The organism is Paenibacillus sp. GXUN7292 (assembly GCF_050864975.1).
In the GTDB taxonomy this organism is placed as follows: Bacteria; Bacillota; Bacilli; order Paenibacillales; family Paenibacillaceae; genus Pristimantibacillus.
Genome location: NZ_JBOZWO010000012.1, coordinates 45387 through 72167 on the forward strand (window position 1 = coordinate 45387; position 26781 = coordinate 72167).

The following is a 26781-nucleotide window of genomic DNA, read 5'->3' on the forward strand; positions in this document are numbered from 1 at the left end:
AAAGACGAACTTTAATAATTAACAAGACTTTAATGTTCGTATTTTGTTGACATAGATCGCAGAAATGGATTAAAATAAAATAGAATTATGGCGGACTTGCCGCTATAGTCGAAGCAATCTCGTATATGTTCGGGATAGGCCCGATCGTTTCTACCCGGAAACCGCATTTTCTGGACTACGAGCAGAAAAGACTGTTTGACAGTAAAGCATAGCCTTTAGCTTTTTTGTTGATGGCTAAGCATGTCTGTTTTTGTCGATTCTAATGATGCGTGAGCGACACATGCTGAAGAAACTGCACCAGCTTCTTCACGAGGCAGCATGTTCCATACGCATCTGCTCATGTCCTGCGGCATTTCTGAATGATTGCTGACGGGACTTTTTTAAACTATAGAACAAATATTTTATACCCAACATTAAGAAGGTAGGTATGCGTGCATGTCTGTACAAGTGGGCGTCATTATGGGCAGCAAGTCAGATTGGGATACAATGAAGCTGGCTTGCGACGTACTGGATGAGCTATCCATTCCTTATGAGAAGAAAGTAGTTTCGGCGCATCGTACGCCAGACTTAATGTTTGAATACGCAGAAACAGCTGTAGAGCGCGGTCTTAAAGTGATCATCGCCGGAGCTGGAGGAGCTGCACATTTGCCCGGCATGGTCGCTGCAAAGACGATATTGCCGGTTATTGGCGTTCCCGTGAAATCATCGAATTTAAACGGCATGGATTCCTTGCTGTCTATCGTGCAAATGCCAGGCGGAATACCTGTAGCGACTGTAGCTATCGGCAACGCCGGGGCAACGAATGCGGGACTTTTGGCAGCACAAATCATTGGCGCTTTCGATCCAGAGATACAAGCTCGCACTGCGGCAAGAAGAGAAAGAATCAAGCAGGAAGTGCTGGAAAGCAGTGAAACGCTATGAGTAAAGTCATTAAGCCGGGAAGCACAATCGGCATGCTGGGCGGCGGACAGCTTGGCAGGATGGTGGCACAGGCAGGCAGCGCAATGGGCTACCGCTTTGTAGCGCTTGATCCTACGCCAGACAGCCCGATGGGCCAAGTTGCGGACCAGATCGTAGCGGCTTACAATGACCGCGAAGCTGCCAAGGAGCTTGCAGGACGGTCAGCTGTCATCACCTACGAATTCGAAAATGTAGATGCGGAAGTTGCTGCGATGCTGATGGCCGAATCCTATGTGCCGCAAGGCAGCAAGCTGCTGTTTACAACCCAGCACAGGCTTCGCGAGAAGGAAGCGATCAAAGCAGCGGGCGCGACAGTAGCCCCGTATTGCGAGGTGCGCAGCAGTGAAGAGCTGCTTGCAGCTGTGCAGCGCTTCGGTACGCCTTGTGTGCTGAAAACAGCAACGGGCGGCTATGATGGCAAAGGGCAGTGGGTAATCCGAAGCGAGGAAGAAGTGGAGGAAGCCTACAATACGCTTGCCAAAGCAGGCGTTCAGCTCGTCGTAGAGCAATTTATCCGTTTTGATAAAGAAATATCGGTAATTGCAGCCCGCAGTACGAACGGTGAAGTAAAGGTGTTCCCTGCAGCTGAAAATATACATGTAAACAATATTTTGCATCTGTCGATTGTTCCGGCAAGAATAAGCGATGAGATGGGCAAGGAAGCAGAAAGACTGGCGTTCGCTATTGCTGAGAAGCTTGATGTAGTAGGGCTGATTGCCGTTGAAATGTTTGCCCAGTCGAGCGGAGAGCTGTACGTCAATGAGCTTGCACCAAGACCTCATAATAGCGGCCACTATACGATGGAAGCATGCCGCACCTCGCAATTTGAGCAGCATGTTCGAGCAGTTTGCGGATTGCCGCTGGGCGATACGACGTTAATGTCGCCGGTTGTGATGGTTAATGTGCTCGGTCAGCATGTCGAGCCGCTGTTGGACAGAATCAGCAAGCCGGATGAGGCTGCAGCAGCATTAGGCGTTGCGCCTAAGCTTCATCTATATGGCAAGAAAGACGCCGTTCATAATCGTAAAATGGGGCATGTCAACGTTCTGGCTGACACCGTTGATGCAGCACTGGGCTGGATTGACGAAACCAAGCTTTGGGAATAGCCGAGCTTTAGCGGCCAAGTGGAAGGGCAGCTTATTTCATGTAATCGCGCCTTCTTCGTTAAAGGAAAGGACGGCGACAGCCGTTCACCTTGCATTACTTTCTTTTATAGTATACCGGTTTTAATCGTTCCCAAGTGAGCGATCAAGATATATTAAAACAACATTCAGGAGGCTATTATGAAAGCTACAGTTTATGTCACTATTAAGCAAAACGTATTGGATCCGCAAGGTGCAGCCGTACAAGGCGCTCTACATTCTATGGGATTTGCTGAGGTAGCAAAGCTTCGCATTGGAAAATATATGGAGCTTGAGCTGGATACGAATGACCGTGCAGAAGCTGAAGCGCGCGTCAAAGCTATGTGTGAAAAGCTGCTTGCCAACACTGTAGTTGAAGATTACCGTTATGAACTGGAGGGGTAAGACAATGAAGTTTGCGGTACTCGTGTTTCCTGGATCGAATTGCGATATAGACTGCTACAAGGCAGTAGAGGCAATCGGCGAGCAGGTCGATTATGTATGGCATACAACGACAGATTTGTCCGCATATGATGCAATTATTGTACCTGGCGGATTTTCATATGGCGACTACTTGCGCTGCGGTGCGATTGCCCGTTTTGCAGGTGTCATGAATGAAGTGAAAAAAGCTGCCGAGCAAGGCAAATATATTCTCGGTATTTGCAATGGATTTCAAATTCTTACAGAAGCAGGACTATTGCCAGGTGCGTTAATTCGCAACACTGGACTTAAATTCCGCTGCCATCAAACGCCGCTTGTTGTTGCAAACAGCAATACCGCTTTTACTAGCGAGTATGCGGAAGGCGAGCAGCTGATGATTCCAATCGCGCATGGTGAAGGCAACTACTACTGTGACGATGCAACGCTTGCTGAGCTGCAGGCTAATAATCAAATTGTGTTCCGCTATGCAAATGGCACAAACCCTAACGGTTCTGTGGACGATATAGCTGGAATTATGAATAAAGCTGGAAATGTTGTAGGTATGATGCCTCACCCTGAGCGTGCGATGGATGCATTGCTTGGTTCAGCCGACGGCAAACGTATGTTTACATCGATTCTGAAAGCATGGAGGGAACAACATGGCACAGCAATTAACGGCTAAGGAGCCTACAGTAGAACAAATCGCAGATGAGCGCATTTACAGACAGTTTGGCGTTACAGATCAAGAATATGATCTGATTTGCGGCTTTTTGGGACGCAAGCCAAACTATACAGAGATCGGCGTATTTAGCGTAATGTGGTCGGAGCATTGCTCCTACAAGACCTCCAAGCCAATCCTTAAGAAGTTCCCGATCACTGGCGAGCGCGTGCTTATGGGCCCAGGCGAAGGCGCTGGTATCGTGGATATCGGCGACAATCAAGCAGTTGTTTTCAAAATCGAATCGCATAACCACCCTTCAGCGGTAGAACCTTATCAAGGCGCTGCAACAGGTGTTGGCGGCATTATCCGTGACATTTTCTCGATGGGTGCACGTCCGATTGCATTGCTTAACAGCCTTCGCTTCGGAAACCTTGAGAATGAGCGCGTAAAATATTTGTTCGAAAATGTAGTTGGCGGTATTGCTGGCTACGGCAATTGCATTGGCATCCCGACGGTTGCCGGCGAGGTTATGTTTAATGAAAGCTATGAAGGAAACCCGCTTGTTAATGCGATGTGCGTAGGCTTGATCGATCATGACAAAATCCAGCGCGGCGTAGCAAAAGGGGTAGGCAATCCTGTATTTTATGTAGGTCCTGCAACTGGACGCGACGGTATTCACGGCGCAACCTTCTCCTCTGTTGAGCTGTCTGAGGAATCCGAGAAAAACCGTACAGCCGTACAGGTTGGCGATCCATTTATGGAAAAGCTCGTGATGGAAGCTACGCTTGAGCTTATCAACTCCGGCATCGTGCTTGGTATTCAGGATATGGGCGCGGCGGGCCTTACTTGCTCCAGTGCAGAAATGGCAGCTAAAGCAGGCAACGGCCTAGAGCTTTATTTGGATGAAGTGCCTCAGCGCGAGCTGGGTATGACCGCTTACGAAATGATGCTTTCCGAATCGCAGGAGCGTATGCTATTCGTAATCGAGCCGCAGCATGAAGCGCAGGCTAGAGAAATTTTTGATCGTTGGGGCATTATTTGTGCCAAAGTTGGAAAAGTAACAGATGACGGACGTTTGCGTATTTTCCACAAGGGCGAGGAAGTAGCGGATATGCCGGTTAAAGCATTGGTAGATGATTGCCCGGTGTACAATAACCCTTCTGCTGAGCCTGCTTATTACAGCGAAAACGGCAAGCTGGACAGCTCCGATTTTGCAGAAATTACAGACTTGAACAAAGCGCTTGAGCAGGTGCTTGCTTCTCCTACAGTAGCGAGCAAGGAATGGGTCTACAATCAATACGATTATATGGTGCGCACAGCGACAGCCGTTCAACCGGGCTCTGATGCAGCAGTTGTATTGGTAGACGGAACACGCAAAGCGCTGGCCATGACAACAGATTGCAATGGCCGCTATGTTTACCTTGATCCAGAGGTTGGCGGACGCATTGCAGTGGCGGAAGCTGCCCGCAACATCGTTTGTTCAGGAGCAGAGCCGCTTGCGATTACAGATAACTTGAACTTCGGAAATCCTGAGAAGCCGGAAGTATTCTGGCAGCTTGAAAAAGCAGCGGACGGAATTTCTGAAGCTTGTGTAACTCTAAACACGCCGGTTATCGGCGGTAACGTAAGCTTGTACAATGAAAATGCAGAGGGCGCGATTTTCCCAACACCGGTTATCGGTATGGTCGGCCTGATGCAAGATATTGATCATATTACTACGCAGGGCTTTAAAGCAGAGGGCGATGTTGTCATCCTGCTTGGCGAGACTAAAGCTGAGTTTGGCGGCAGCGAGCTGCAGTATGTGCTTGACGGCAAAATTTCAGGACGCCCGCCTGTCATTGATCTGGCAGTAGAGAAAAAGACACAGGATGCTGTGCTTGCAGCAATTAAGCAAGGGCTTGTCGCATCCGCGCATGACCTCGCAGAAGGCGGCCTTGCGGTTGCAATCGCAGAGTCTAGCATGAGCGGCGGCATCGGCGCACAAATCGAGCTGCAAAGCGAGCTTCGTGCGGACCATCTTCTATTCAGCGAATCGCAATCCCGTATTCTGCTTTCGGCTAAACCAGACAAGGCAGCAGCTTTGCAAGCATTGCTTGCTGAGCAAGGTGTTGTCCATGCACAAATCGGTACAGTAACAGGCAAAGATGTAGCTATTAAAGTGAACGGCAAATCTGCAATTCAATCTTCCGTACAACAACTCGAGAAGGTTTGGAAGGATGCGATTCCATGTCTGATGAAGTAATTCAACAGACGCCGCTTTGGACTGGGGATCATTATAACGAAGGCATAGGCCGTGACGATATTTTTGATAAGTTAAGAGAAGAATGCGGTGTGTTCGGGATATTTAATATCCCGGACGCCAGCAATCTTTCCTACTATGCCCTTCATGCTCTGCAGCATCGCGGCGAAGAAAGCACAGGAATATGTACTGTTGACACAACGGATCATAACAAATTCCATTATCATCGCGGACTTGGACTTGTCAAGGAAGTGTTCGACAAGGAAAAGCTTGAGGTGCTACAGGGAGACCGGGCTATTGGCCATGTTCGATATCCAAGCTCGGGAGAAGAAGATGCAGCTGGAAATGCACAACCGCTTATTTTCCGCTATCGCGACGGTGATCTTGCCGTAGCTGCGAACGGAAGCATTATCAATGCACCTGAAATTCGTGAGGAATTGGAGCGTTCTGGCTCTATTTTTCAAACGACTAGTGATACGGAAGTTATCGCACATCTGATAGCCCGTTCCACCGAAGATTTCGAGACCGCTGCAAAACAAGCTTTGCAAAAGCTTAATGGCGGCTTTGCAGTACTCCTTATGACGAATGACAAGCTGATTGCGGCTACTGACCAGCATGGCTTGCGCCCGCTCGTAATGGGCAAAATCGGAGACGGCTATGTGCTGTCCTCGGAAACATGCGCTTTTGAAACAATTGGCGCCGAATATGTGCGCGACATTGAGCCGGGCGAGCTGCTCGTGCTTGAAGCGGACGGCTTTCGTGAGGAGCAATTTGCTCCATCTGCTCGCCGAGCGATGTGCGCAATGGAATATATTTATTTTGCAAGACCGGATAGCGACATTAGCGGTATTAATGTTCACTCCGCACGTAAACGGATGGGCCGCGAGCTGGCGATTGAATCGTTCGTCGATGCCGATATCGTTACGGGAGTTCCAGACTCCAGTATTTCTGCTGCAATTGGCTATGCGGAAGAGACTGGCATTCCTTATGAGCTGGGCTTGATCAAAAATAAATATACTGGCAGAACGTTCATTCAGCCCTCCCAATCGCTGCGCGAAAAAGGTGTTAAAATGAAGCTGTCTGCTGTCCGCAAGGTGGTTGAAGGCAAGCGCGTTGTTATGATCGATGACTCCATCGTTCGCGGCACAACGTCGCTGCGTATCGTCAATTTGCTGCGTGAAGCGGGTGCGACAGAGGTGCATGTACGCATTACATCCCCTCCATTCAAAAACCCTTGCTTCTATGGCATCGATACGCCGGATCGCAAGGATCTGATCGCGTCCAGGCTTTCTATCGAAGAAATTAGAAAAGAAATTAACGCCGATTCTCTTGAATTTTTGACGCACAAAGGCTATATAGAGGCTGTTGGCGGCAATGATGGAGCATTCAATCGCGGCATGTGCATGGCTTGCTTTGACAACGATTATCCAACTCCAGTCAAAGATCATTTGAATAAAAGCAGCTAAGGCTGCCCGATTGTAAGAGGCTATAAAATATGGAATGAGGATGCTGTTGATTTATAGTGCGGTTTCGGCTTGGTTTGCTTGATTGCGAGCAGCCCCCTATGAATCAACAGCGCCATTAGCTAATGTGCAGGATGAAGGAGTGGGTGGAACGTGTCAGAAGCGTACAAGAAGGCTGGCGTAGACATTGCTGCGGGCAATGAAGCAGTAGAACGTATGAAAAAGCATGTAAAAAGAACATATCGTCCTGAGGTGCTGGCAGAGCTGGGAGGCTTTGGCGGCTTATTCAGCTTGAATAAGGATAAATATGAGGAGCCTGTGCTTGTATCCGGAACAGACGGGATCGGCACGAAGCTGAAGCTGGCTTTTGCAATGGACAAGCATGATACGATCGGTATCGACGCCGTTGCGATGTGCGTGAACGATATTATCGTACAGGGTGCTGAGCCATTGTTTTTCCTCGACTATTTGGCATGCGACAAAGTTATTCCCGAGAAGATTGAAGCGATCGTAAAAGGCATCGCTGAAGGCTGCGTGCAGGCCGGTTGCTCGCTAATCGGCGGAGAAACTGCTGAAATGCCAGGCATGTATGCAGAAGGCGAATATGATATCGCCGGCTTTACGGTTGGTATTGTAGATAAGAAGAAAATGATCGATGGCTCAACCATTGCTGCTGGAGATGCAGTTATTGGTTTTGCATCAAGCGGTATTCACAGCAACGGCTTCTCTCTCGTTCGCCGTTTGCTGCTGGAAGAGGCGGGACTTAGCTTGAATGATGAGCTTGCAGAGCTTGGCGGAGCTAAGCTTGGCGATGTGCTGATCGAGCCTACACGTATTTATGTAAAATCCGCTTTGAAGCTGATCGAGCAAGTGAATGTAAAAGGAATGGCGCATATTACAGGCGGCGGCTTTATTGAAAATATTCCGCGTATGCTTCCCGATAACGTCAATGTAGATATTCAGTACGGCTCTTGGCCAATTTTGCCGATCTTTGATTTGATGCAGCAAAAAGGCTCCATTACGAATCGTGATATGTTCACGACCTTCAACATGGGCATAGGCCTCGTTATTGTTGTGCCGGCAGATCAAGCTGAAACGGCACTCAGCATCGCAGCAGAGCTAGGCGAGCAGGCTTACCGTATCGGAACGGTTACGGAAGGAAGCCGCATCGTTACCTTTACAGGAGCGGAAGTATAATGACTCGCAAGCTGCGCATCGCTGTATTTGCATCTGGACAAGGAAGCAACTTTCAAGCGATAGCTGATGCAGTGAGTAACAAGAAGCTCGATGTATCCATCGAGCTTCTTGTTTGTGACAAGCCCGCCGCTCCGGTAGTGGAGCGCGCGCGCCGGAGCGGAGTGGATACGTTCCTATTCACTCCGAAGGAATATAGCTCGCGCGAAGCCTACGAAGCTGAGATTTTGGCGGAGCTGCAGAAGCGTGAAGTAGATTTAATCGTGCTTGCAGGCTATATGCGCATTATTACTTCTATATTAGTAGAGCCTTATTACGGTAAAATGATTAACATTCATCCTTCGCTGCTGCCATCCTTTCCAGGCGTCAACGCGATGGGGCAGGCGCTCGACTATGGAGTGAAGCTTACAGGCGTAACGGTGCATTATGTAGATGGCGGCATGGACAGCGGCCCGATTATTGCACAGCGGGCTGTAGAAGTGCGCGGCGGTGAAACAGAGGAAAGCCTGGCAGAGCGCATTCATGCTGTCGAGCAGCAGCTTTATCCGGCCGTCATTGGACAGATCGCGGCTGGCAAAGTAACGTTGGATGGAAGACAAGTTGTAATAGAGGAGTAGGTTTTAAATACAAGGAGGGTATTGTAATGGCAATTCGGAGAGCGCTTATTAGCGTATCGGACAAAACAGGCATTGTTGAATTTTCTCGCGAGCTTGCTAATGCAGGCGTACAGCTTATTTCTACGGGTGGAACTTTTAGTTTGTTGCAAAAAGAGGGCGTTCCTGTCATCGGTATTTCTGATGTAACAGGCTTCCCTGAAATTCTTGACGGCCGCGTTAAAACGCTGCATCCTGCCGTACACAGCGGACTGCTTGCTGTACGTGATAATGAGGAGCATCAAAAGTCGATGCAGGAGCTTGGCATGGACTATATTGATCTTGTTATTGTAAATTTGTATCCGTTCAAGGAAACGATCTCCAAGCCGGATGTATCCTATGAGGATGCTATCGAGAATATCGATATCGGCGGTCCGACGATGCTGCGTTCTGCGGCAAAAAATCATGCCTTTGTTACTGTAGTGGTAGACGCAGGCGACTATGGCACGGTGCTTGAGGAAGTTAAAGCGGGCGGCGATACTACGCTGGAAACTCGCAAAAAGCTTGCTGCGAAGGTGTTCCGTCACACTGCTTCGTACGACTCCTTGATTTCCGATTACTTGTCCAAGCAGGTTGGCGAGCCTTTGCCAGAATCGTACACCGTTACTTACGAAAAAGTGCAGGATTTGCGCTACGGTGAAAACCCGCATCAGCAGGCGGCATTTTATCGCAAGCCGCTAGCAACCTCCGGCAACATTACAACTGCGGAGCAGCTGCACGGCAAGGAGCTTTCCTACAATAATATTAGTGACGCTAACGCAGCACTTGCGATTCTTAAAGAATTCGACGAGCCAGCTGTTGTAGCTGTGAAGCATATGAACCCTTGCGGCGTAGGTATAGGCGCAACGATTCATGAAGCGTATGAGAAAGCTTATGCGGCTGATCCGACTTCTATTTTTGGCGGTATTGTAGCGGCTAATCGTGTCATTGATGCGGATACGGCTGAGCTTCTCGGCAGCATTTTCCTGGAAATCATTATCGCGCCAGATTTCACTCCGGCAGCGCTCGATATTTTAACGAAGAAGAAAAATATCCGTTTGATGAAGCTGGGCGAGCAGGCGGCAGCTGGCGAGCGCCAGGCAGAATGGCTCGTTACGTCTGTTGAAGGCGGCATGCTTGTACAGCAAAGCGACGTTCACAGCGTGACAGAGGCAGATCTTGAATTTGTAACAGACCGCAAGCCGACTGAGGAAGAAATGAAGCAGTTATTGTTTGGCTGGAAGGTTGTCAAGCATGTGAAATCCAATGCGATTTTGCTGGCTAAAAATAATATGACGATCGGCGTTGGCGCTGGTCAAATGAATCGTGTAGGCGCTGCTCGCATTGCAATTGAGCAGGCTGGCGAACTGGCGCAAGGCTCTGCGCTTGCTTCAGATGCTTTCTTCCCTATGGGCGATACGGTAGAGCTTGCGGCAAAAGCAGGCATTACTGCGATTATTCAGCCGGGCGGCTCCATCAAGGATGAAGAGTCTATCGCAGCGGCAAATGCGAACAATATAGCGATGGTGTTCACCCGTGTACGCCATTTCAAGCACTAAGACCGATTTTACATCCATTCTGATCTAATTACTGTTGCAAGCTTGCTGCTATGCAGGTAATCTAGTAATAACAGCAAACAAGCCGTGATGCTTGTATTTATGGATCGCTTGAATAACTAGGGGGTAGCAGGATGCGTATTATGGTAGTAGGCGGCGGCGGCCGTGAGCATGCAATCGTATGGGCTTTGAAAAAAAGCGAGAAGGTAAAAGAAATTTTTTGTGCACCGGGCAATGCCGGTATTGCACAGCTGGCGGAGTGCGTTCCGATTAGCGTAATGGAGTTCGATGAACTGATCTCTTTTGCCAAGGATGCCTATATCGATTTAGTTATAGTTGGACCGGATGATCCGCTTGCTGCAGGCTTAGTGGATGCATTCGAGGCGGCAGGCATTCCAGCCTATGGCCCGAGCAAGGCTGCGGCCGAAATTGAAGGCAGCAAAATTTTTATGAAAGATTTGCTGAAGAAATATAATATTCCCACGGCGGCGTATGAGACGTTTACCGATTATGAATCAGCGCTTTCGTATTTGCGTGAACAAACTGCGCCGATCGTTATTAAGGCAGACGGCCTTGCAGCGGGCAAGGGCGTTACGGTAGCTTTGACTATGGAAGAAGCGGAGAAAGCGCTCCGTGAAGCGATGGTTGATAAAGTGTTCGGCGATGCCGGCAATCAAATTGTAATTGAAGAGTTTTTGCAGGGGCAGGAAATGTCGATTCTTGCGTTTGTTGACGGCGAAACGGTTCGCGCCATGGTGCCGGCTCAGGATCATAAGCCTATTTTTGACGGTGATAAGGGACCGAATACAGGCGGAATGGGCACCTATACTCCGCTGCCGCATATTGATCCTGCAATCGTGCAGCAGTCTATTGATACGATTATTATTCCGACAGCCAAGGCCATGGTAAGCGAAGGCCGTCCTTTCCGCGGTGTTCTTTTCGCAGGGCTGATGATTACGAAAGACGGTCCTAAGACGATCGAGTTCAACGCCCGCTTTGGCGATCCGGAAACACAGGTCGTGCTTCCGCGCCTTGAGACCGATCTTGTAGACATCGTGCTGGCGTCCTTGAACGGCAGGCTCGATCAGCTCGATATTCAGTGGAGCGATGAAGCGGCAGTATGCGTCATTGTGGCATCGGAAGGCTACCCTGGCTCATATCCAAAAGGAAAAGTCATTAGCGGGCTTGAAGCTGCCGAAGCGCAGGGCGCATTGATTTTCCATGCAGGAACAGCCAAACAGGATGATCAAATTGTGACAAGCGGCGGTAGAGTGCTAGGTATTGTAGGCCGCGGCAGAGATATTGCGGAAGCGCGCAATCGCGCTTACGAGGCAGTAGCTGTCATCGATTTTGAAGGCAAGCAGAACCGTACCGATATAGCAGCAAAAGCCCTTGTTTAAAGCAAGCATGAAATAGCTCTAATTATTTCAATTAAAGATAGCCTCTTTGAAGCGCAGTGGACGAAATGCTTCGAAGGGGCTATTTAATTATTTACGCGAATGTTGGTCATGCTCTCTGAATAATTATGAGGTAACACTGGAAAATGTCGAAAACTAGCAACATTATGTTTCAAAAAGACGTTAGTTAGTATAAGTATATAAAAGGTTAAGAAGCTGTCAACTGCACAGCTAGTCTGCTGCAATCATCTTCCTATAATCACCAGCTTTATACGATGGACAAAGAGGTCGCTTGTTGTCGGATGTGTTACTTTTTTGTAACTCTATCGAAATAGGTTTTTAGTATAATGAGTTTAACAGCAAATGTAGAAGGTGATTCAGGTGGAAAATGAAGTAACGCGCAGAAAGCGCGGGTTAGCAGTAGTGATTTTAGCGACGATGGTTTTAATTGTGCTTGTCAGCGGATGTGCTCTGAAGGATACATTCAGCAGCGCAAAAAATGCAAACAAGTTTGGCGAAGGTCCTAACCTGCCGGACAAAGGCACAATTGTAGACCAGCAAGAAGGTAACGGACAGGGCGGTAAAGATTCCGATCATTCCAATGGGGGCAATCAGCCCGGTAAAAATAACGAAGGCGGCTCCTCGAACGGCAGCTCAGGCGGGCAAACCGATCCTGACAAGCAAACCCCGGACGGAGAAGGAGCTGGCAAAGGCGAGCAGCAGCCAGGAGCTGGGGGCGAGCCAGGCAATACTACACCACCGGAAGAGAATCACACAGACGATCCAACCAGTACGAGTAATCCGAATGGCACCGGCAAGCCAGGCGAGCCAGGGTCAACAGCAGAGCCAGACGGCAAGGATCCAGATAAAGCTGGCGAAACAGGCAGCGGCAAGGACGGCAAGCTTCCTAATGTAGGCAGCGATAAGCCGAATCAGCCGGATAATAAGAAAAAAGTAATAGCTTTAACTTTTGACGATGGACCAGATATTAAATATACTCCTGCCATATTGGATACACTTAAGGAAAAAGGCGTTAAAGCTACATTCTTCGTTGTTGGCTCCCAAGTTGAAAAGTATCCGGATATTATGAAAAGAATTGTAGAGGAAGGCCATGCATTAGGCAATCATTCATTCGGTCATAAAGATTTAACCAAGCTTAACAAGACACAAATTCTTAATCAGATTGAATCGACGGATAAAGCAATTAAAGCCGCAATCGGCTTCTACCCAAAAGCTTTCAGGGCTCCGTACGGCGCTCTAAATGCGCAAGTTAAAAAGGTGCTGGAGGAAAAAGGCCGGTATCATGTCGGCTGGTCGGTAGATACGAGAGACTGGGCAGGCACGCCAATTGACGAAATGAGAGAAAATATTAAAACAAATTCTAAAGATAAAGGCATTATACTTATGCATTCATTCGGCGGTAAACATATTCAAAATACGGTAGATATGCTTGCGGATGTTATTGATGATTTAGAGAAGCTGGGCTATTCCTTTGTTACGACGGATGAGTTAAAGTAACAGAGTATGATGATGACAGCAGGGAGAGGAGAGACGTTTGTTGTACGATAAAGATCAACGCTATACTGGCTTTGCCATGCCGTTCGTGCTGCGAACGGCTCTTCTCTTTTTAATTGCTTTGCTATCGCTTATCGTTACGGGCTGCCGCTATACTTCCGCACCTGCGGATTTGCTGCAAAAGCCCTCAATATCCAAGGATCAGCAGGAAATAATCGCAGCCCTGCAGAAGGCGATGCCGAAGTACAGCGTGCTGATGCTGCCTTTTCGCGATGATTCCAAGGAAGCGATCCGGCTCATTGATGTCAACGGCGACGGAGAAGAGGAAGCGGTCGTCACTTATTATAATGAGTTCAATATTCCCGAGCTGCTTATACTAAAAAAATCAGGCGACAGCTGGAAGCCTTGGGTCGTTATAGAACAGCCGACTGCTCGCGGAATGGAATGGCTGAAGTTTGTTGATTTGAATAATGACGGCCATCTTGAGCTGCTTGTCGGATGGGTCGGCTCATTTGAGAGCCCTAATACACTGGAGCTGTATTCGTTCCAGACAAAAGGGGAACGGAATCAGAAGGGCAGCATGTCGATTAAACCGATTGAAGCGATCCCGTATTCCTATGCAGAAACGGGCATGCTTGGCGATAACGGCGAGACGATGCTAGCTGTCGTAACGGAGCAAGGGTCCAAGCAGCTTGAAGAAAGCAGCAGCTATCAGCTTGTGTTATATGAATGGAAGGGCGGGACGATTAGGCCCAAGGCGCGCCTAGCTCTTAATAATACAGTAAATAATTATGATCATATGCTTATCGGCAATATATCTGAGCAGCAAAAAGGAATCGTAGTGGAGGGTTCCTACGGCGCGCATGGCACGTATACGACGATGCTGCTGTGGGATGGCAGCACGCTTGACATCATATATCCGAATGAACGTTTAGGACAGGATGGAATAAGCTTAACGACTGTTTTTAGCGAAGACTTCAACGGGGATGGCATTGTTGAGCTGCAAATCAAGAAGGAGACTCCTGACAGCAAGGGGCTGCCCTATTCTGATACAAGCTTTACTACCTATTGGCAGCAATGGAACGGCAAGCATTTTGTGACGAAAGGCGAGCAGCTGCTTGATTACAGTTATGGCTACAAGCTGGATATACCGGATTCATGGCGAGGACGATATACATGGGAATATGGCAGTAATGAGTACGAGGCTGCCGTATTTTATTACTGGAATGAGCAATCCGAACAAAAGTCAGAGCTTGCAACCTTGTATGCAATTCCGCAAAAAATATGGAGCACCCATGACCAGGAATGGAAGGAAGAGGGCAGAAACTATCGCACCGTTATGATCGATAGCGGCAATGTGTATGCCATCTCTTTTGTTTCCAGTATTCCGCCGCAATTGCAGCAAATAGATCGGCAAATAGTTGAGGAAATGCTTAAAGTTGAAATAAACTTCTCCTCATATATAAGCGCGCTGGATTAAGGGATGTTGAGATGGAGGGAAACAAATGCGAATTTTACTGCTTGAGGACGAGGAAGCGATTCGTGGTTTTATAAAAATTAACTTAAAACGCAATGATATGGAAGTAGTGGAAGCGCAGACGGGAGAAGCAGCTTTGCATGAAGCCCTCCATAACGGACCGTTTGATATTGCGCTGCTTGACGTCATGCTGCCAACGATAAGCGGCTTTGAAGTATGCGAGCAGCTGCGGGAGCTTTTTCCGCGCATGGGCATCATTATGCTGACGGCCAAGTCGCAGGAAGAGGACAAAATTTACGGGCTTGAGCTTGGGGCGGATGACTATGTGCAGAAGCCGTTCAGCCCGGGCGAGCTGATTGCACGCATCAAATCGTTACGCCGCAGAATGATGGCTGATATGGATCACAGCTACAAGCAAAAGCAGTTGGAGCAGGAAAATGAGCCTGAGAAGCAGGACAAGCAGTCAGCGGCGGCATATACTGCCGATGAGCTTATAAGCGGTGCATTCCGGTTGTCGATGCTGGAGCGGCGGCTTTGGAAGGACAATCAGGAAATCATATTAACACCGACAGAATGGTCGCTCGTTAAGCTGCTGATGGAGCGTGAAGGCGAAAGCATAAGCAGAGATTTTATTTTAACGGAAGTATGGGGAAGATATTATGTGGGCGATTTGAAAGTGGTCGATGTAAATATTCGCCGCATCAGACAGAAGCTGGAGCGTGATCCCTCTGCGCCGACTATTATTGAAACTGTTTGGGGCTTTGGCTATCGCTGGCAACGGAGCGAGTCGCAATGAAAAGTATTCAGACTAGAATGGTATGGAGCTTCCTGCTATTAATTGTGCTGGTAGTAGGTGTGCTCGGTTCCGTTTTTGCCGCTTTAATATGGAATTATTACTATGGCGGCTCCCAAAGCTCGGTTAAGCAAAGAGCAGAATCGACAGCTGCGCTTCATGGCCGCTCTTTATCTTCCCTAACCCTATATGGGCAAGCTGATTATATGCTGCAAAATTTGTCTGACAGCGGGACGACGAGAGTGCAGCTGCTTGATCATACTGGCCAGATTAGAATAGATTCAGACGGCTTTGCGCCGGAATATCGTTATAGAACTGCTGATGTAATGAACGCTTTGGCAGGGCAAACGAGTGACTGGAGCGGATTGGACCCTTATTATGGTGAGCGGGTTGTAGCCGTTACGATTCCGATCTGGAACGAATCTCGCATCGTATCGATGCTGCGATATTCCTCTTCTCTGCAGGAAGTAGACCGCATGGTTCAATCGCTCATTCAAATGGCTGCTATTGTTGGGATTGCCGTTATATTATTGTTTCTGGGACTTAGCTTATTTTTGGCGCAGCGTATTGTAAAGCCGATTCGGGAATTGACACGGGCTGCGCGCTATATGTCTGATGGGGACTGGACAAGAAGGGCGCTCAAACGCAGTGATGACGAGATTGGGCAGCTTGCGGAAACGTTTAACACGATGGTAAGCGAGCTTAACAAAAGAGAGCGTATGAAAAATGATTTTATATCTTCAATTTCCCATGAGTTAAGAACGCCTTTGACTTCCATCAAGGGCTGGAGCGAAACTTTAAATGAAGGCAGTTCGGAAGCTTCTCAGGAAGAGGTCAAGCTGGGCTTGTCCATAATTACGAAAGAAACAGAGAGATTATCCGGGCTTGTTGAGGATTTACTGGATTTCTCCAAATTATCGGCACGCACCTTGCAGCTGTACACCGAAATTCTTCAATTGAACGGGATTGTAAAGGAAAGCGTACAACAGCTTATTGTTCGTGAGGATAGAACAGAGGTTAAATTAATTGATTCCTATAGCGACGAGGAAATATGGGTGCGGGTCGACGCTAATCGCTTCAAGCAGGTCATGATTAATTTATTGGACAATGCTTTTAAGTTTACGCTGCCAGGCGGGCTGATCCGTGTAACAACGAAGCTTGCGGATGGCAAAGCTGTTATTATCGTATCCGACACCGGAACGGGCATTGACGAGCAGCATATGCCGCATATTTTGGAGCGATTTTACAAAGGCAGCGCTGTGCAAGGCGGTTCAGGGCTGGGGCTGGCTATTTCCAAAGAAATCATTGAACTGCATGGAGGCTCGATTCATATTGCCAGTGAAAAAGGTGTAGGAACGACGGTAACTTTAACACTTCCGCAGGCGCTGCAGAACTAGGACTGTTAATTTTTCCAGAAAATTTCGTTGCGCTTAATGATTACGTATACGATAGCGATAATTGCACCGATAATGAGCAGCACATTTCCTATTTTGGCTTGCAGCCATTCTAGCCAGACAGGCATAAAAAACACTCCTTATCCTTGATGATTTTATTTGCAGCTTTATTATTAAGGTGTTCGAAGTAGTGTTTTTTATGCCTGTTAAACATTGCATGCTGTTGTAAACAACAAGTATTAGGGGACAGTGAAAGCATTGATTTTGATTGGCATTGGAGATGCGATTAAGTCCGCCTTTGCAGGTTTGCAACAGCAGATCATTTTTGAAAACGGGGCATTTTAACGAGTGATGATGCAAAAGTACAGTATTTTTTTATTCAAATAACGAAATATAGTAAAGTCCTGCTAAAACAGGGTGTTGAAAAACTGTGCTCGAGAGGCTGTCCATTTGTAACGAATCCTCAAGACGCTATTTCGCATAAAATGTACCTTTTGAAATTCTTACGAATCTTAGCGGTGCTAGCGGTCGGAATCCCAATCTTGATCGCAGTGGCACCCCTTTCGATTGCTTATTGCTTATCCACAATTAATCGACTGTCTCCTACGATTCGTTACATTTTCAAAATTAATCGACAGCCCTCTACGAACTATTGACAATAAATAAAAGAGGATGATATGATTGACTTAATTCAAACTAAACCAATCGGAATTATTATGATGATATAGATGAACGCATCCGAGTAGGAGGAGTTATTTTGGAAAAAGCATTAACGCTGCGCCATAACGGAATCGAGCTGGCTGCTACCTTGCATTATCCGCATGGCTGCGAAAATGACAGCAAGAAACAGGCTATCATTATTTGCCATGGCTTTGTAGGAAGCCGGATTGGCGTCGACCGCTTATTTGTCAAAACAGCAAGAGTACTTGCTGCTGCCGGCTCTTATGTGATCCGGTTTGATTATGGCGGCTGCGGCGAGAGCAGCGGCGACTATGGCGCGCTCGGCTTTGAAGAAATGATTAACCAAACAAGAACGGTAATCGACTATATAGCTAGCATGGAAATGGTTGATCTCGGCCGCATAGTCCTGCTAGGTCATAGCCTCGGCGGAGCAGCAGCACTTTTGACAGCCGTGCGCGACAAACGTGTGAAGCGTCTAATATTATGGTCACCGGTAGGTTATCCGTTTAATGATATCATCCATATTGTAGGCCGGAAAAAGTATGATGAGGCTGTAACGAAAGGAAGCACAGATTATTTAGGCTACACGCTGCAGCCTGTATTTTTTGAATCGCTCATGCAGCATCAGCCATTTCAGGCGGCATCGAAGTTTACTGGCGATGTGCTGCTCGTACATGGCACCAGCGACGACTGTATTCCAGTCGATTACAGCTTTCTGTATCAAAAGGTGTTTTGGACGAGAAGCGAGGGACTGTGCGACAAAGAGATTCTTTTTCAAGGCACTCACACTTATTCTAGCCGCGAGCAGCAAAATGAAGCGATTGAAATTACGAGCAAGTGGCTTGGCAATTTGGATCAGCGGCAAAAGCAGTGGCTGGATTGGAGTATATAATAGAGGAAACGCTTAAAGCTCGTGTCTATACAGGCACGGGCTTTGAGCTTGTTAAGGCAGCTATCCCTTTCGTAGAAAGTGCCTAGCTGGTCAGTCGTTCCGCTAATGCACTGAAATCCCAGTTTAGACGCAGCAAAGTGACAGACGTTCCGTTATTGGTCGATAAATCGCTGAAAAAGCCTCGTTTTTAGTCGATTAGCGGAATGTGTGGCCACGAAACTTAAAAAAAGGCCGTTTTAAGCTAAATAGCGGAACGTGTGACCAAATCGATCGCTGAAAATTTGCCCCCTGTTGCAATCAGTAACGAATCAGTAACGAATCAGTAACGAATCAGTAACGATTAGGAGACGTCAATTAAACAGGAGTCATCAATTAAATTTGAAAAATTAAAAAAGTATAAGGTTTGCGCTTTTCCTATCATTTTGTCGAGACATCTCGATATATATATGTTTAAATAATAGGTAGGAATATACAGAAGGGCAAGGTGCTGATGGACAAAAAAACAATATGGATTAGAGCAGCGATGCTGCTGATGGTCATCATGCTTAGCTTGACAGCTTGCGGAGGAGGCGATGGGAAACAGCAGCCGCCTGAAGAGACGCCAACGCAGACGCCAAGTGAAGAACCGACATTGCCAACGCAGGTCCCGGTTACATTTTCCGCGCCTTATACAGGCCTGCCTCACGAGGTAGAGCCGGTTAATCGTCCCATTGCGGTTATGGTTAACAATTTTTCAGCAGCCAGGCCGCAGTCAGGCTTAACGAATGCCGATGTTGTGTGGGAAGTGCTGGCTGAAGGCGGAATAACGAGACTCATCGCTATTTTTCAAAGTACAGATGCGTTGACTGACACGATTGGGCCAATTAGAAGCAATAGGCCTTATTTGATTGACGTAGCAGATAGCTACAAGGCGGTGATGTCTCATGCGGGCGCAAGTCCGGAAGGCTATGGTATTTTGCAAAAGCAAAAGAAGCCTTATTTGGACGAAATCTCAAATGCAGGCCCCTATTACTGGAGAAGCAAGGATCGCAAGGCACCTCACAATCTATACTCGAATCTGGAAAAGCTGCGTGAGGGAGCAGCAAAAAGAGGCTATGACAATGACAAGCCGCAAATTGCCTACACCTTTACTGAAGCAGGCTCAGTTGCAAGCGACCCGCTGGCTAAAACTGCGGAGCAGCTATCATTTATTTTTACATTGAAAAATTATAAGGTAGGCTATCAATATGATGCAAGTACCAGCGTTTACAAAAGAACGATTAATGGAGAGCCGCATATTGATAAAAATAATGATCAGCAGCTATCGGCTACTAACCTGATTATATTTGAGACCGCGCATAAAACGCTTGATAATGAAGGAAGATTGTCTGTAGATTTGACAAAGGGCGGAAAGGCGCTGTTGTTTCAAAAAGGTAAGGTGATGGAAGCCGAATGGGTAAGAGCGAGCGATGGCATGCTGCGCTGGGTTAAGGACGGTAAAGAGCTGGAGCTTATACCGGGTAAAACGTTCATACATATCGTTCCAAGCAAAGCATCGTTACTGGATCATATCACGATTGAGCAATCATCTGAGCAGACCTCATAAATTTAAATAAATAAAATGATACAATTAGTGAAACAATATATGCAAATTGACGGCACTTCTTCTAAATTTGAACAAATTATGACGAAGTTAGCCCAATTTGCATTTTTTTTTGAAAGAAATTTGTCATTTTTCACGATATGTTTACATTCCCTTAACAATTGGATTGTAAACTAAATGTTATGAACGTCGTCATTGCCTAAAATGACATCAATACATCCAATTGAAGCAAAGGGGATTACCATGTTTAAGAAAAAAGACATATTTTTTTCTACATTCGAAGAAATGGCGGACACTATCGTAGAAGCTGTGCAATATTTTGCAACTGGAGTTTCAGATTTATCAGATGTAAATGGTTTCGCCAAAAGGATGAAGGAGTACGAAAGCAAGTGTGATGAGTACACACATGCGATCCTGATCGAGCTTAACAAAACCTTTATTACCCCGATCGAGCGTGAGGATATTATGGCGCTCACGACATCATTGGATGATGTGCTTGATGGCATTGAAGCATGCGCGTCAAGATTTGCCATGTACCATATTCAAGAAAAGGACGAGTATATCACGCAATTTGCTGATATTCTTATTCGTTGTGTTGAACAAGTTAAAAATGCAATTGCATTGCTTACCCATAAAAAATTGCTTGCTATGCGCCAGCATTGTATCGCGATCAACGAGCTTGAGAATCAAGCTGATGATTTGCTGCGCGTAAGTGTTACGAAGCTATTTGCTACCGTTACTGATCCGATCGAGCTTATTAAAAGAAAAGAAATTTATGAGCGTTTGGAGCAGACGACCGATTACTGCGAGGATGTTGCTAACACGCTAGAATCGATCATTATGCGTAACAGCTAACAAAGAGAGTAGGAATCGTTCTAATGGATATTTTTATTTTATGTATGGTCGTATTTCTAGCGTTGTCCTTTGATTTTATCAACGGCTTTCATGATACAGCCAATGCGATAGCAACTTCCGTGTCTACAAGAGCTCTGAAGCCGAGAGTAGCGATCCTGATGGCAGCAGTAATGAACTTCCTTGGTGCCGTTACGTTTACAGGCGTTGCCAAAACAATCGGGAGCGGCGTGGCAGACCCTTCCCAGCTCGCACATGGTGAAATTATCGTTATAGCAGCCTTGATCGGAGCCATCGCCTGGAACCTGATTACATGGTGGTTCGGCATTCCGTCCTCCTCCTCGCACGCGCTAATTGGCTCTCTTGCCGGAGCTGTTATTGCGAGTGCGGGTTTTAATGCGGTAAATGGCAGCGGAATTCTTAAAATTTTGGAAGCTTTGCTTATTTCGCCGCTTATCGCCTTTACTGCTGGATTTATTCTAATGTGGATTTTGAAAAAAGTATTGGCTCGCGCCAATCCGCATCAAATCAACAAAGGCTTCCGTTATGGGCAAGTTGTAACCGCGATGTTCCAATCGTTCTCCCATGGTACGAACGACGCGCAGAAGGCTATGGGTATTATCGTATTTGCGCTCGTAGCTGCAGGCGTTCAGGATAATATGGATGTTCCGCTATGGGTTAAATTATCAGCTGCGCTTGCGATGGCATTAGGTACTTCGGTAGGCGGCTGGAAAATTATTAAGACGATGGGTACGAAAATTTTCAAAATCGAGCCAGTGAACGGCTTTGCTGCAGATATGGGCTCGGCGGCTGTTATTATTACAGCGACTATGCTTCATCTTCCAGTAAGTACAACGCATGTTATTACTTCTTCCATTCTCGGTGTCGGCAGCGCGAAGCGCTTCTCAGCCGTGAAGTGGGGCGTAGCCGGACGCATCGTGATTGCATGGGTCATTACGATACCGATCACAGTGGTTATGTCTGCCCTTGTTTACTGGTTAATCTCGGCTATTTTCTTGTAAGAAATACAACATAAACCCCTCAGCATTTATCGAATCGATAGAACTGAGGGGTTATTTTTGAAAGCGCCAGTCCAAAGGACGGCGGAGCCGTTTATCCTTGTGCGCCTGAAAACGCAGCTGCTTCTCCTTGTATTTAAGTAACTCCTTTAAACATTCCTCTTCGTTTTCGATCTTCTTTAGGACATATTCCTTCGACTTTCCGATACATTCTGCTGAAATACAATTGATCGCTAAACCCCACGATAACCGAAATTTGCCGAATCGTCAGATTCGTTTCAAACAACAGCTCCTTCGCTTTATTCAAACGATATTTCACAATGTAATCCTTTGGGGTCGTGCCGATTTGCTGCTTGAAAACTTGAATATACCGGCTGATGCTGAGTCCTGCTATATGGGCGATTTCGGGAATCGTAATCGGCTTATCATAATTGGAATGAATGTAAGTGATCCCAAAGTCGAAATTCGTTTGAGTTTCCAGCTGCCTGCTTGTAAAACGGGACTGTAAATAATTTCGCGAGATCACAGTAAGAATTTGCAGCAGCAGTGATGCGATATATACTTCATATCCGCTTCGCTGCGCGGCAATTTCATTTCTTGCCATATGGAATAAAGGGAGGAGGTCATCGCTGGGTGCTGCGAAAAATATGTTTCGATCGGCTAACTGAAGCTTCTCGAGGAGGCTCTCTATGCCATAGCCTGTGAAATGAATCCAAAGACTTTTGACCGGAGTTTCGTCGCTTAAGCTATAACGCTGCTCTTCTCCAGGCCGGTAAAGGACTGCCGTGCCGCTGGCCAAATCATAATCAATCCCTTTGGAACGGGCCTGGGCTGTTCCCTCTATATGATAGATGAGCAAATAGTCCGTTCTCCCGTGGTCTCGATAGCGTGTATAGCTTGTCTTTTCGAATTCATAATACCCTAGGCAATTGACTTGCATATACTCACTTAAATTAACGACGCCGGCAATGTTGGATTCAGGAATGGGATACAGTCCGAATTGCATGCTTCACCTCGCGAAATGCGTAATTAATCCATATAAATGCTAGATAAAACACTATGATGCAGCCTTATTATAGAATACGCTAGTAAAAAAGTATAGAAGAGGTGTATGAAGGGATATGAAACTTTATCGTTCGACCTTATCGATTCAAGGCGCACCGCTGGAAGGGGAAAATCCGCTTCCTATTTTTAGAAGTCCAGAGCGTAATCGAATAGTTAAAGAGAATGGCTCCCTCACCCCGGCACACAAGGAGATGCTGGGCTATGAGACTGGCGAACGCTTCCTGCCCTATAGGATCCAGGACAGATATACGCGCAAGAAGCGGGAAATGACCCTGCAAACGATCGTAATCGAGAACGAGTTTCTAAAAGCAATTGTATTGCCTGAATATGGCGGAAGATTGTATTCCCTGCTGGACAAGCGCACCAACCGTGAAATTTTATATAAAAACCCAGTGCTGCAGCCGGCCAACCTGGCCATTTTGAACGCATGGTTTTCGGGTGGCATCGAATGGAATATCGGCCAGTTAGGCCATACCTTTACGACCTGCTCTCCTGTTCACGCAGCTAGGCTTACAGACAGCAAAGGAAATGAGTTTTTACGTTTATATGAATATGAGCGTTGTAAAAATGTATTTTGGCATATCGATCTCCATCTTCCTGACGGCTCGGAGCAGCTGCTCGTCTATGTAAGAATTGTGAATGACAACAGCCAATCTGTTCCGATGTACTGGTGGACGAATATCGCGGTAGACGAAACACCTAAGGCTCGGGTTTTTTCATCTACTAAAGAAGTCATTTATATTGATCCGCAAGCAGGCGGCTTTGGAGCAGGCGATTTGCCGATATTGCCGACGGTGTCTGAAACCGATGTTTCTTATCCGATGAACTTTCCGTTTTCCAACGAGTACTTTTTTCAAATTGCTGAAAATGATCCGTCACCTTGGGAATCCATTGTATACGAGGACGGGAGAATGTTCTATGAGCGCTCTACTTCCTTATTACGGTATCGAAAAATGTTTTGCTGGGGCAACCATATAGGCGGAAGACGCTGGGGAGAGTTTTTGGCTGAGCCAGGGCAAGGCGCATATATAGAGCTGCAGGGCGGCTTTTCGCCTACCCAGCTGCATGGAATTGATCAGCCCGCTCATACGGAATGGACATTTACCCAGCTGTTTGGCGTATCGCAGGTAGAGGCGGAGCAGGCGAATCAAAGTGATTGGAACGAGTCTCGTGCCTATGTAGATGAGAAAGTATGCCGTCTTCTTAGTGCGGAGCAAGTAAACGAAGTACACAATGAGCTGCAGTTGTATGCCGAACTAGAGCCGCTAGAAATATTGTTCACGGGATCGGGCTGGGGAGCTTTGGAGCAGCAGCGCCGTGAAAAGCTGGAAGGCCGAAGCGTGCCCAAGGGCTTTCTGTTTGAACGCGCGAGCTTGGATACACCGCAGCAGCCATGGCTGGCATTGCTGGAAACAGGCCGTTTTCCGGATATAGGAGTTGAGGCAGTACCTTCTTCTTGGATGATTCAACAGGAATGGCTGGACTTATTGTCAGAAAGCCTTACTGTCAAAGCTAATGAATCATGGATTGCTTATTTGCATAAGGGTGTGATGCTCTACGAGCAAGGGCTGGAAGATGAGGCAATTCAATCCTGGGAATACTCACTGCAGCTGCAGCCGTCTGCCTGGGCATACCGCAACTTGGCTGTGGCTAGTGAACGCCAAAGGAAAATGCAGCAAGCGGAAGCTTACTATGAAAAAGCTTTGCAGCTTACGGGGCATTTTCCAGATCGGGCGTTTGCGGAGGAATATTTGCGTATTCTCGTCAGCAGCAAGCAGTATGATAAAGCTTGGCAGGTTTATCAGTCTTTGACGGAATCCTTCTCGTCAAGTGAGCGAATTCGAATTATCGTTGGCGAAGCCGCTTTAATGCGGAACGAGCATGATTTTATGAAAAAGCTGTTTGCCTCAGAGTTTGCCATCGTTCGCGAAGGAGAGCTGTCCGTCATTGATCAATGGTATAAGTATCATGCCAAGCAACTGGCGGATGCTCAACAAGTTGAGCTAACAGAGGAGCTCATAGCAGCAGCTGTTGAGCAATTCCCGCCGCCAGCCAATTTAGATTTCCGCATGAGCTAGCATGCAGCTGACCGATCGCGAAGGCGATTCGGTCAGCTTTTTTAAATCCAAATCGGTAAATTCAAAGGAACTGGAAAATTGTATGTGCTTGAAAAATGCAACTTGTTACTTCAAATGCTTTCTATTACTATAGGAAGCAGGGGGGATATTCAGTATGTACAATGTTTCCGGGAAACTTGCACATTTTATTGTTATCGCTTTCATTATGTTGATTGCTGCTGCATGTTCATCTGACTATACACAAAAAGAAGCAGCAGCATCAGAAGCTAAGCCGTCCATCACAGTAGGAATCTATGACAGAGGAAGTATTCCTGAGGGCGAAGGAACGATTGACAATAATCGCTGGACACACTGGATTAACGAGCACAGCCCGGTCAATGTGAAATTTGTGCCCATACCTCGCGGCGAATCTGTTCAAAAATACAAAGTGTTGTTCGCTTCAGGTCATGCACCGGATTTAATTTTGGATTTTGATTCCTCCTTTCTTGCGCAGCTCATTGTAGATGATCAGGTTATTCCGATTGACGAGCTGGTTGAGCAGCACAGCACGATTTACAAGCAGCTGCTGGAGCAGTATCCGCTAGTACGCAGGCTGACTACAGAGCCTGATGGAAAAATGTATCTTATCGCCCAGATTACGGGGCTCAAAACGAATCATTCTTTGCTGATCAGGCAGGACTGGCTTGATGTATTGGGGCTGGAAATGCCGAAAAATGAGCAGGATTTGCTGCAGGTTGTACGCACGTTCACTTTTGATGATCCGGATAGGAACGGCATCGATGATACGTACGGCATTAACTTTACAGGGCTAGGCTCGCTGCTTAACGGAAAAGTTGCGGGAGGAATACGTCCGCTCGATATGATGTTCCGCAATGTGGGCTATATTTTGCAGGATGAGAAGGTCATAAGAGCTTGGGAGCAAGCCGAAGCAGCGCTTGATTACGCCAAGCAGCTATATAATGAAGGGGTGATTGACCCGAATTTTCTGACCGATAAGGACGGGGAAAAGGCAAAGCTAGATTTTGTGAGCGGCAAGCTCGGCATATTCTGGGTTAGCAGCGGCATTGAGGATGCGTATCTGATCCTGCAGGAGCTGCTGGCCCGCAATCCGGAGGCTGATGTCAAAGCAATGCCGCTGCCAAGCGGGCCATATGGCCAGTTCAATCCGCTGGCAAAGGCGCCTGTGCAAATGATAGGCGCGATTAATAAAAATGCTAAAAATCCGGCCGCCGTTATGCAATATTTGGATTTCATGATGACGGAGGAGGTAATGGCTACACTGCGCTTTGGATTAGAGGGAGAGCATTATGTGCGCAATGAAAAGGGCTGCTACCAATTTATCGATCAGGAGAAGTACAATCGAGAGCTCTCGTGGACATTGGATTTGTATATGCCTTCGGCAAGGGTGGTGCTGGGCGAATGCAATTCACTCGCGGCGTCCTTGAATGATGAGTATCCAGCCGACAAGATGTATATCGATATTGAGCGCGAGGGCGAAAGCTACTCGCTGAACCCGGAGAACGAATTTGGCTACCCCATATGGAATTGGCCTACCTTGCCGCAAGAGCTTCAGCTAACAATTATTGAAGGAAGCAAGACGATGTCGGATATTTATCATCATGCGATGGTTACGCCGGATTATTCAGCCGAGGCTGCCATTGCAGACGCCAAAAGCGCGTGGAAAAGGCTTGGCGGTGAGCAGGTTGATCATTATTACTCCAACTGGTTCGCTGACAATGCAGAGCGTGTCTTGATGACCAGCGAATACTACAGTATCCGATAAGGCGGTC

At 47.1% G+C, this 26781-nt stretch carries 21 protein-coding genes and 1 riboswitch; of the genes, 20 read left to right on the top strand and 1 reads right to left on the bottom strand.

The window, feature by feature from the left end:
* Positions 1 to 99 precede the first annotated feature (99 nt).
* Positions 100 to 198: riboswitch (purine riboswitch) on the top strand.
* 237 nt (positions 199 to 435) lie between these two features.
* The 18 genes from purE (at position 436) to ACRRU2_RS12225 (ending at position 21851) form a co-directional block, all read left to right on the top strand.
* Positions 436 to 921, top strand: a complete 486-nt coding sequence (purE, locus tag ACRRU2_RS12140; RefSeq protein ID WP_331700301.1) for a 5-(carboxyamino)imidazole ribonucleotide mutase — start codon at positions 436 to 438, stop codon at positions 919 to 921.
* Positions 918 to 2066 carry a 5-(carboxyamino)imidazole ribonucleotide synthase gene (gene purK / locus ACRRU2_RS12145; protein WP_432501914.1) on the top strand — a complete coding sequence of 383 codons (1149 nt, stop codon included), beginning with the start codon at positions 918 to 920 and terminating at the stop codon, positions 2064 to 2066. Before purE ends, purK begins: the two co-directional genes overlap by 4 nt.
* 174 nt (positions 2067 to 2240) lie before the next feature.
* Positions 2241 to 2486, top strand: coding sequence for a phosphoribosylformylglycinamidine synthase subunit PurS (purS, locus tag ACRRU2_RS12150; protein WP_331700385.1), 246 nt, complete (start codon positions 2241 to 2243; stop codon positions 2484 to 2486).
* A gap of 4 nt (positions 2487 to 2490) precedes the next feature.
* On the top strand, positions 2491 to 3183 hold the full coding sequence (gene purQ, locus ACRRU2_RS12155; protein WP_432501917.1) for a phosphoribosylformylglycinamidine synthase subunit PurQ: 693 nt from the start codon (positions 2491 to 2493) through the stop codon (positions 3181 to 3183).
* Positions 3161 to 5404, top strand: a complete 2244-nt coding sequence (gene purL, locus ACRRU2_RS12160) for a phosphoribosylformylglycinamidine synthase subunit PurL (protein ID WP_432501919.1) — start codon at positions 3161 to 3163, stop codon at positions 5402 to 5404. The genes purQ and purL overlap by 23 nt, the downstream gene beginning before the upstream one ends.
* Positions 5389 to 6867, top strand: a complete 1479-nt coding sequence (gene purF, locus ACRRU2_RS12165) for an amidophosphoribosyltransferase (RefSeq protein WP_432501921.1) — start codon at positions 5389 to 5391, stop codon at positions 6865 to 6867. The genes purL and purF overlap by 16 nt, the downstream gene beginning before the upstream one ends.
* Before the next feature lie 150 nt (positions 6868 to 7017).
* Entirely contained in the window at positions 7018 to 8061 is a 1044-nt protein-coding gene (gene purM / locus ACRRU2_RS12170) for a phosphoribosylformylglycinamidine cyclo-ligase (protein WP_432501924.1), read from the top strand.
* Positions 8061 to 8675: a phosphoribosylglycinamide formyltransferase gene (gene purN, locus ACRRU2_RS12175; RefSeq protein WP_331700295.1), complete on the top strand. Its 615-nt coding sequence runs from the start codon at positions 8061 to 8063 to the stop codon at positions 8673 to 8675. The genes purM and purN overlap by 1 nt, the downstream gene beginning before the upstream one ends.
* Before the next feature lie 26 nt (positions 8676 to 8701).
* On the top strand, positions 8702 to 10249 hold the full coding sequence (purH, locus tag ACRRU2_RS12180; protein ID WP_432501927.1) for a bifunctional phosphoribosylaminoimidazolecarboxamide formyltransferase/IMP cyclohydrolase: 1548 nt from the start codon (positions 8702 to 8704) through the stop codon (positions 10247 to 10249).
* A 131-nt stretch (positions 10250 to 10380) separates the two neighbouring features.
* Positions 10381 to 11646, top strand: coding sequence for a phosphoribosylamine--glycine ligase (purD, locus tag ACRRU2_RS12185; RefSeq protein ID WP_432501929.1), 1266 nt, complete (start codon positions 10381 to 10383; stop codon positions 11644 to 11646).
* A 378-nt stretch (positions 11647 to 12024) separates the two neighbouring features.
* Complete coding sequence (locus ACRRU2_RS12190; RefSeq protein ID WP_432501931.1) at positions 12025 to 13161, top strand: polysaccharide deacetylase family protein; 1137 nt, start codon at positions 12025 to 12027, stop codon at positions 13159 to 13161.
* Positions 13162 to 13201: 40 nt separating this feature from the next.
* A complete protein-coding gene (locus ACRRU2_RS12195) occupies positions 13202 to 14638 on the top strand; it encodes an FG-GAP repeat domain-containing protein (RefSeq protein ID WP_432501933.1) in 1437 nt (478 codons plus the stop codon).
* Positions 14639 to 14663: 25 nt separating this feature from the next.
* The gene (locus ACRRU2_RS12200) at positions 14664 to 15431 is read left to right on the top strand and encodes a response regulator transcription factor (protein ID WP_432501936.1); all 768 of its coding nucleotides are present in this window, start codon (positions 14664 to 14666) and stop codon (positions 15429 to 15431) included.
* Positions 15428 to 16825: a sensor histidine kinase gene (locus ACRRU2_RS12205; protein WP_432501938.1), complete on the top strand. Its 1398-nt coding sequence runs from the start codon at positions 15428 to 15430 to the stop codon at positions 16823 to 16825. The genes ACRRU2_RS12200 and ACRRU2_RS12205 overlap by 4 nt, the downstream gene beginning before the upstream one ends.
* Positions 16826 to 17579: 754 nt before the next feature.
* On the top strand, positions 17580 to 18395 hold the full coding sequence (locus ACRRU2_RS12210) for an alpha/beta hydrolase (RefSeq protein ID WP_432501941.1): 816 nt from the start codon (positions 17580 to 17582) through the stop codon (positions 18393 to 18395).
* 490 nt (positions 18396 to 18885) lie between these two features.
* Entirely contained in the window at positions 18886 to 19980 is a 1095-nt protein-coding gene (locus ACRRU2_RS12215) for a DUF3048 domain-containing protein (RefSeq protein WP_432501943.1), read from the top strand.
* Between the two features lie 240 nt (positions 19981 to 20220).
* Positions 20221 to 20832: a DUF47 domain-containing protein gene (locus ACRRU2_RS12220; RefSeq protein WP_331700286.1), complete on the top strand. Its 612-nt coding sequence runs from the start codon at positions 20221 to 20223 to the stop codon at positions 20830 to 20832.
* A 23-nt stretch (positions 20833 to 20855) separates the two neighbouring features.
* Entirely contained in the window at positions 20856 to 21851 is a 996-nt protein-coding gene (locus ACRRU2_RS12225; RefSeq protein WP_432501946.1) for an inorganic phosphate transporter, read from the top strand.
* Between the two features lie 133 nt (positions 21852 to 21984).
* Here ACRRU2_RS12225 and ACRRU2_RS12230 read toward each other — a convergent pair whose 3' ends face one another.
* Complete coding sequence (locus ACRRU2_RS12230; RefSeq protein WP_432501948.1) at positions 21985 to 22854, bottom strand: helix-turn-helix domain-containing protein; 870 nt, start codon at positions 22852 to 22854, stop codon at positions 21985 to 21987.
* 115 nt (positions 22855 to 22969) lie between these two features.
* Here ACRRU2_RS12230 and ACRRU2_RS12235 point away from each other — a divergent pair, with 115 nt between their 5' ends.
* The gene (locus ACRRU2_RS12235; protein WP_432501950.1) at positions 22970 to 24991 is read left to right on the top strand and encodes a DUF5107 domain-containing protein; all 2022 of its coding nucleotides are present in this window, start codon (positions 22970 to 22972) and stop codon (positions 24989 to 24991) included.
* Between the two features lie 154 nt (positions 24992 to 25145).
* Positions 25146 to 26774, top strand: a complete 1629-nt coding sequence (locus ACRRU2_RS12240; RefSeq protein ID WP_432501953.1) for an extracellular solute-binding protein — start codon at positions 25146 to 25148, stop codon at positions 26772 to 26774.
* The last annotated feature ends 7 nt before the right edge of the window (positions 26775 to 26781 follow it).

Coding starts and splice junctions, on each gene's coding strand:
- purE (WP_331700301.1), top strand. CDS start 436: ATGTCTGTACAAGTGGGCGTCATTATGGGCAGCAAGTCAGATTGGGAT.
- purK (WP_432501914.1), top strand. CDS start 918: ATGAGTAAAGTCATTAAGCCGGGAAGCACAATCGGCATGCTGGGCGGC.
- purQ (WP_432501917.1), top strand. CDS start 2,491: ATGAAGTTTGCGGTACTCGTGTTTCCTGGATCGAATTGCGATATAGAC.
- purL (WP_432501919.1), top strand. CDS start 3,161: ATGGCACAGCAATTAACGGCTAAGGAGCCTACAGTAGAACAAATCGCA.
- purF (WP_432501921.1), top strand. CDS start 5,389: ATGTCTGATGAAGTAATTCAACAGACGCCGCTTTGGACTGGGGATCAT.
- purN (WP_331700295.1), top strand. CDS start 8,061: ATGACTCGCAAGCTGCGCATCGCTGTATTTGCATCTGGACAAGGAAGC.
- purH (WP_432501927.1), top strand. CDS start 8,702: ATGGCAATTCGGAGAGCGCTTATTAGCGTATCGGACAAAACAGGCATT.
- purD (WP_432501929.1), top strand. CDS start 10,381: ATGCGTATTATGGTAGTAGGCGGCGGCGGCCGTGAGCATGCAATCGTA.
- ACRRU2_RS12200 (WP_432501936.1), top strand. CDS start 14,664: ATGCGAATTTTACTGCTTGAGGACGAGGAAGCGATTCGTGGTTTTATA.
- ACRRU2_RS12205 (WP_432501938.1), top strand. CDS start 15,428: ATGAAAAGTATTCAGACTAGAATGGTATGGAGCTTCCTGCTATTAATT.
- ACRRU2_RS12215 (WP_432501943.1), top strand. CDS start 18,886: ATGGACAAAAAAACAATATGGATTAGAGCAGCGATGCTGCTGATGGTC.
- ACRRU2_RS12220 (WP_331700286.1), top strand. CDS start 20,221: ATGTTTAAGAAAAAAGACATATTTTTTTCTACATTCGAAGAAATGGCG.
- ACRRU2_RS12225 (WP_432501946.1), top strand. CDS start 20,856: ATGGATATTTTTATTTTATGTATGGTCGTATTTCTAGCGTTGTCCTTT.
- ACRRU2_RS12230 (WP_432501948.1), bottom strand. CDS start 22,854: ATGCAATTCGGACTGTATCCCATTCCTGAATCCAACATTGCCGGCGTC.
- ACRRU2_RS12235 (WP_432501950.1), top strand. CDS start 22,970: ATGAAACTTTATCGTTCGACCTTATCGATTCAAGGCGCACCGCTGGAA.
- ACRRU2_RS12240 (WP_432501953.1), top strand. CDS start 25,146: ATGTACAATGTTTCCGGGAAACTTGCACATTTTATTGTTATCGCTTTC.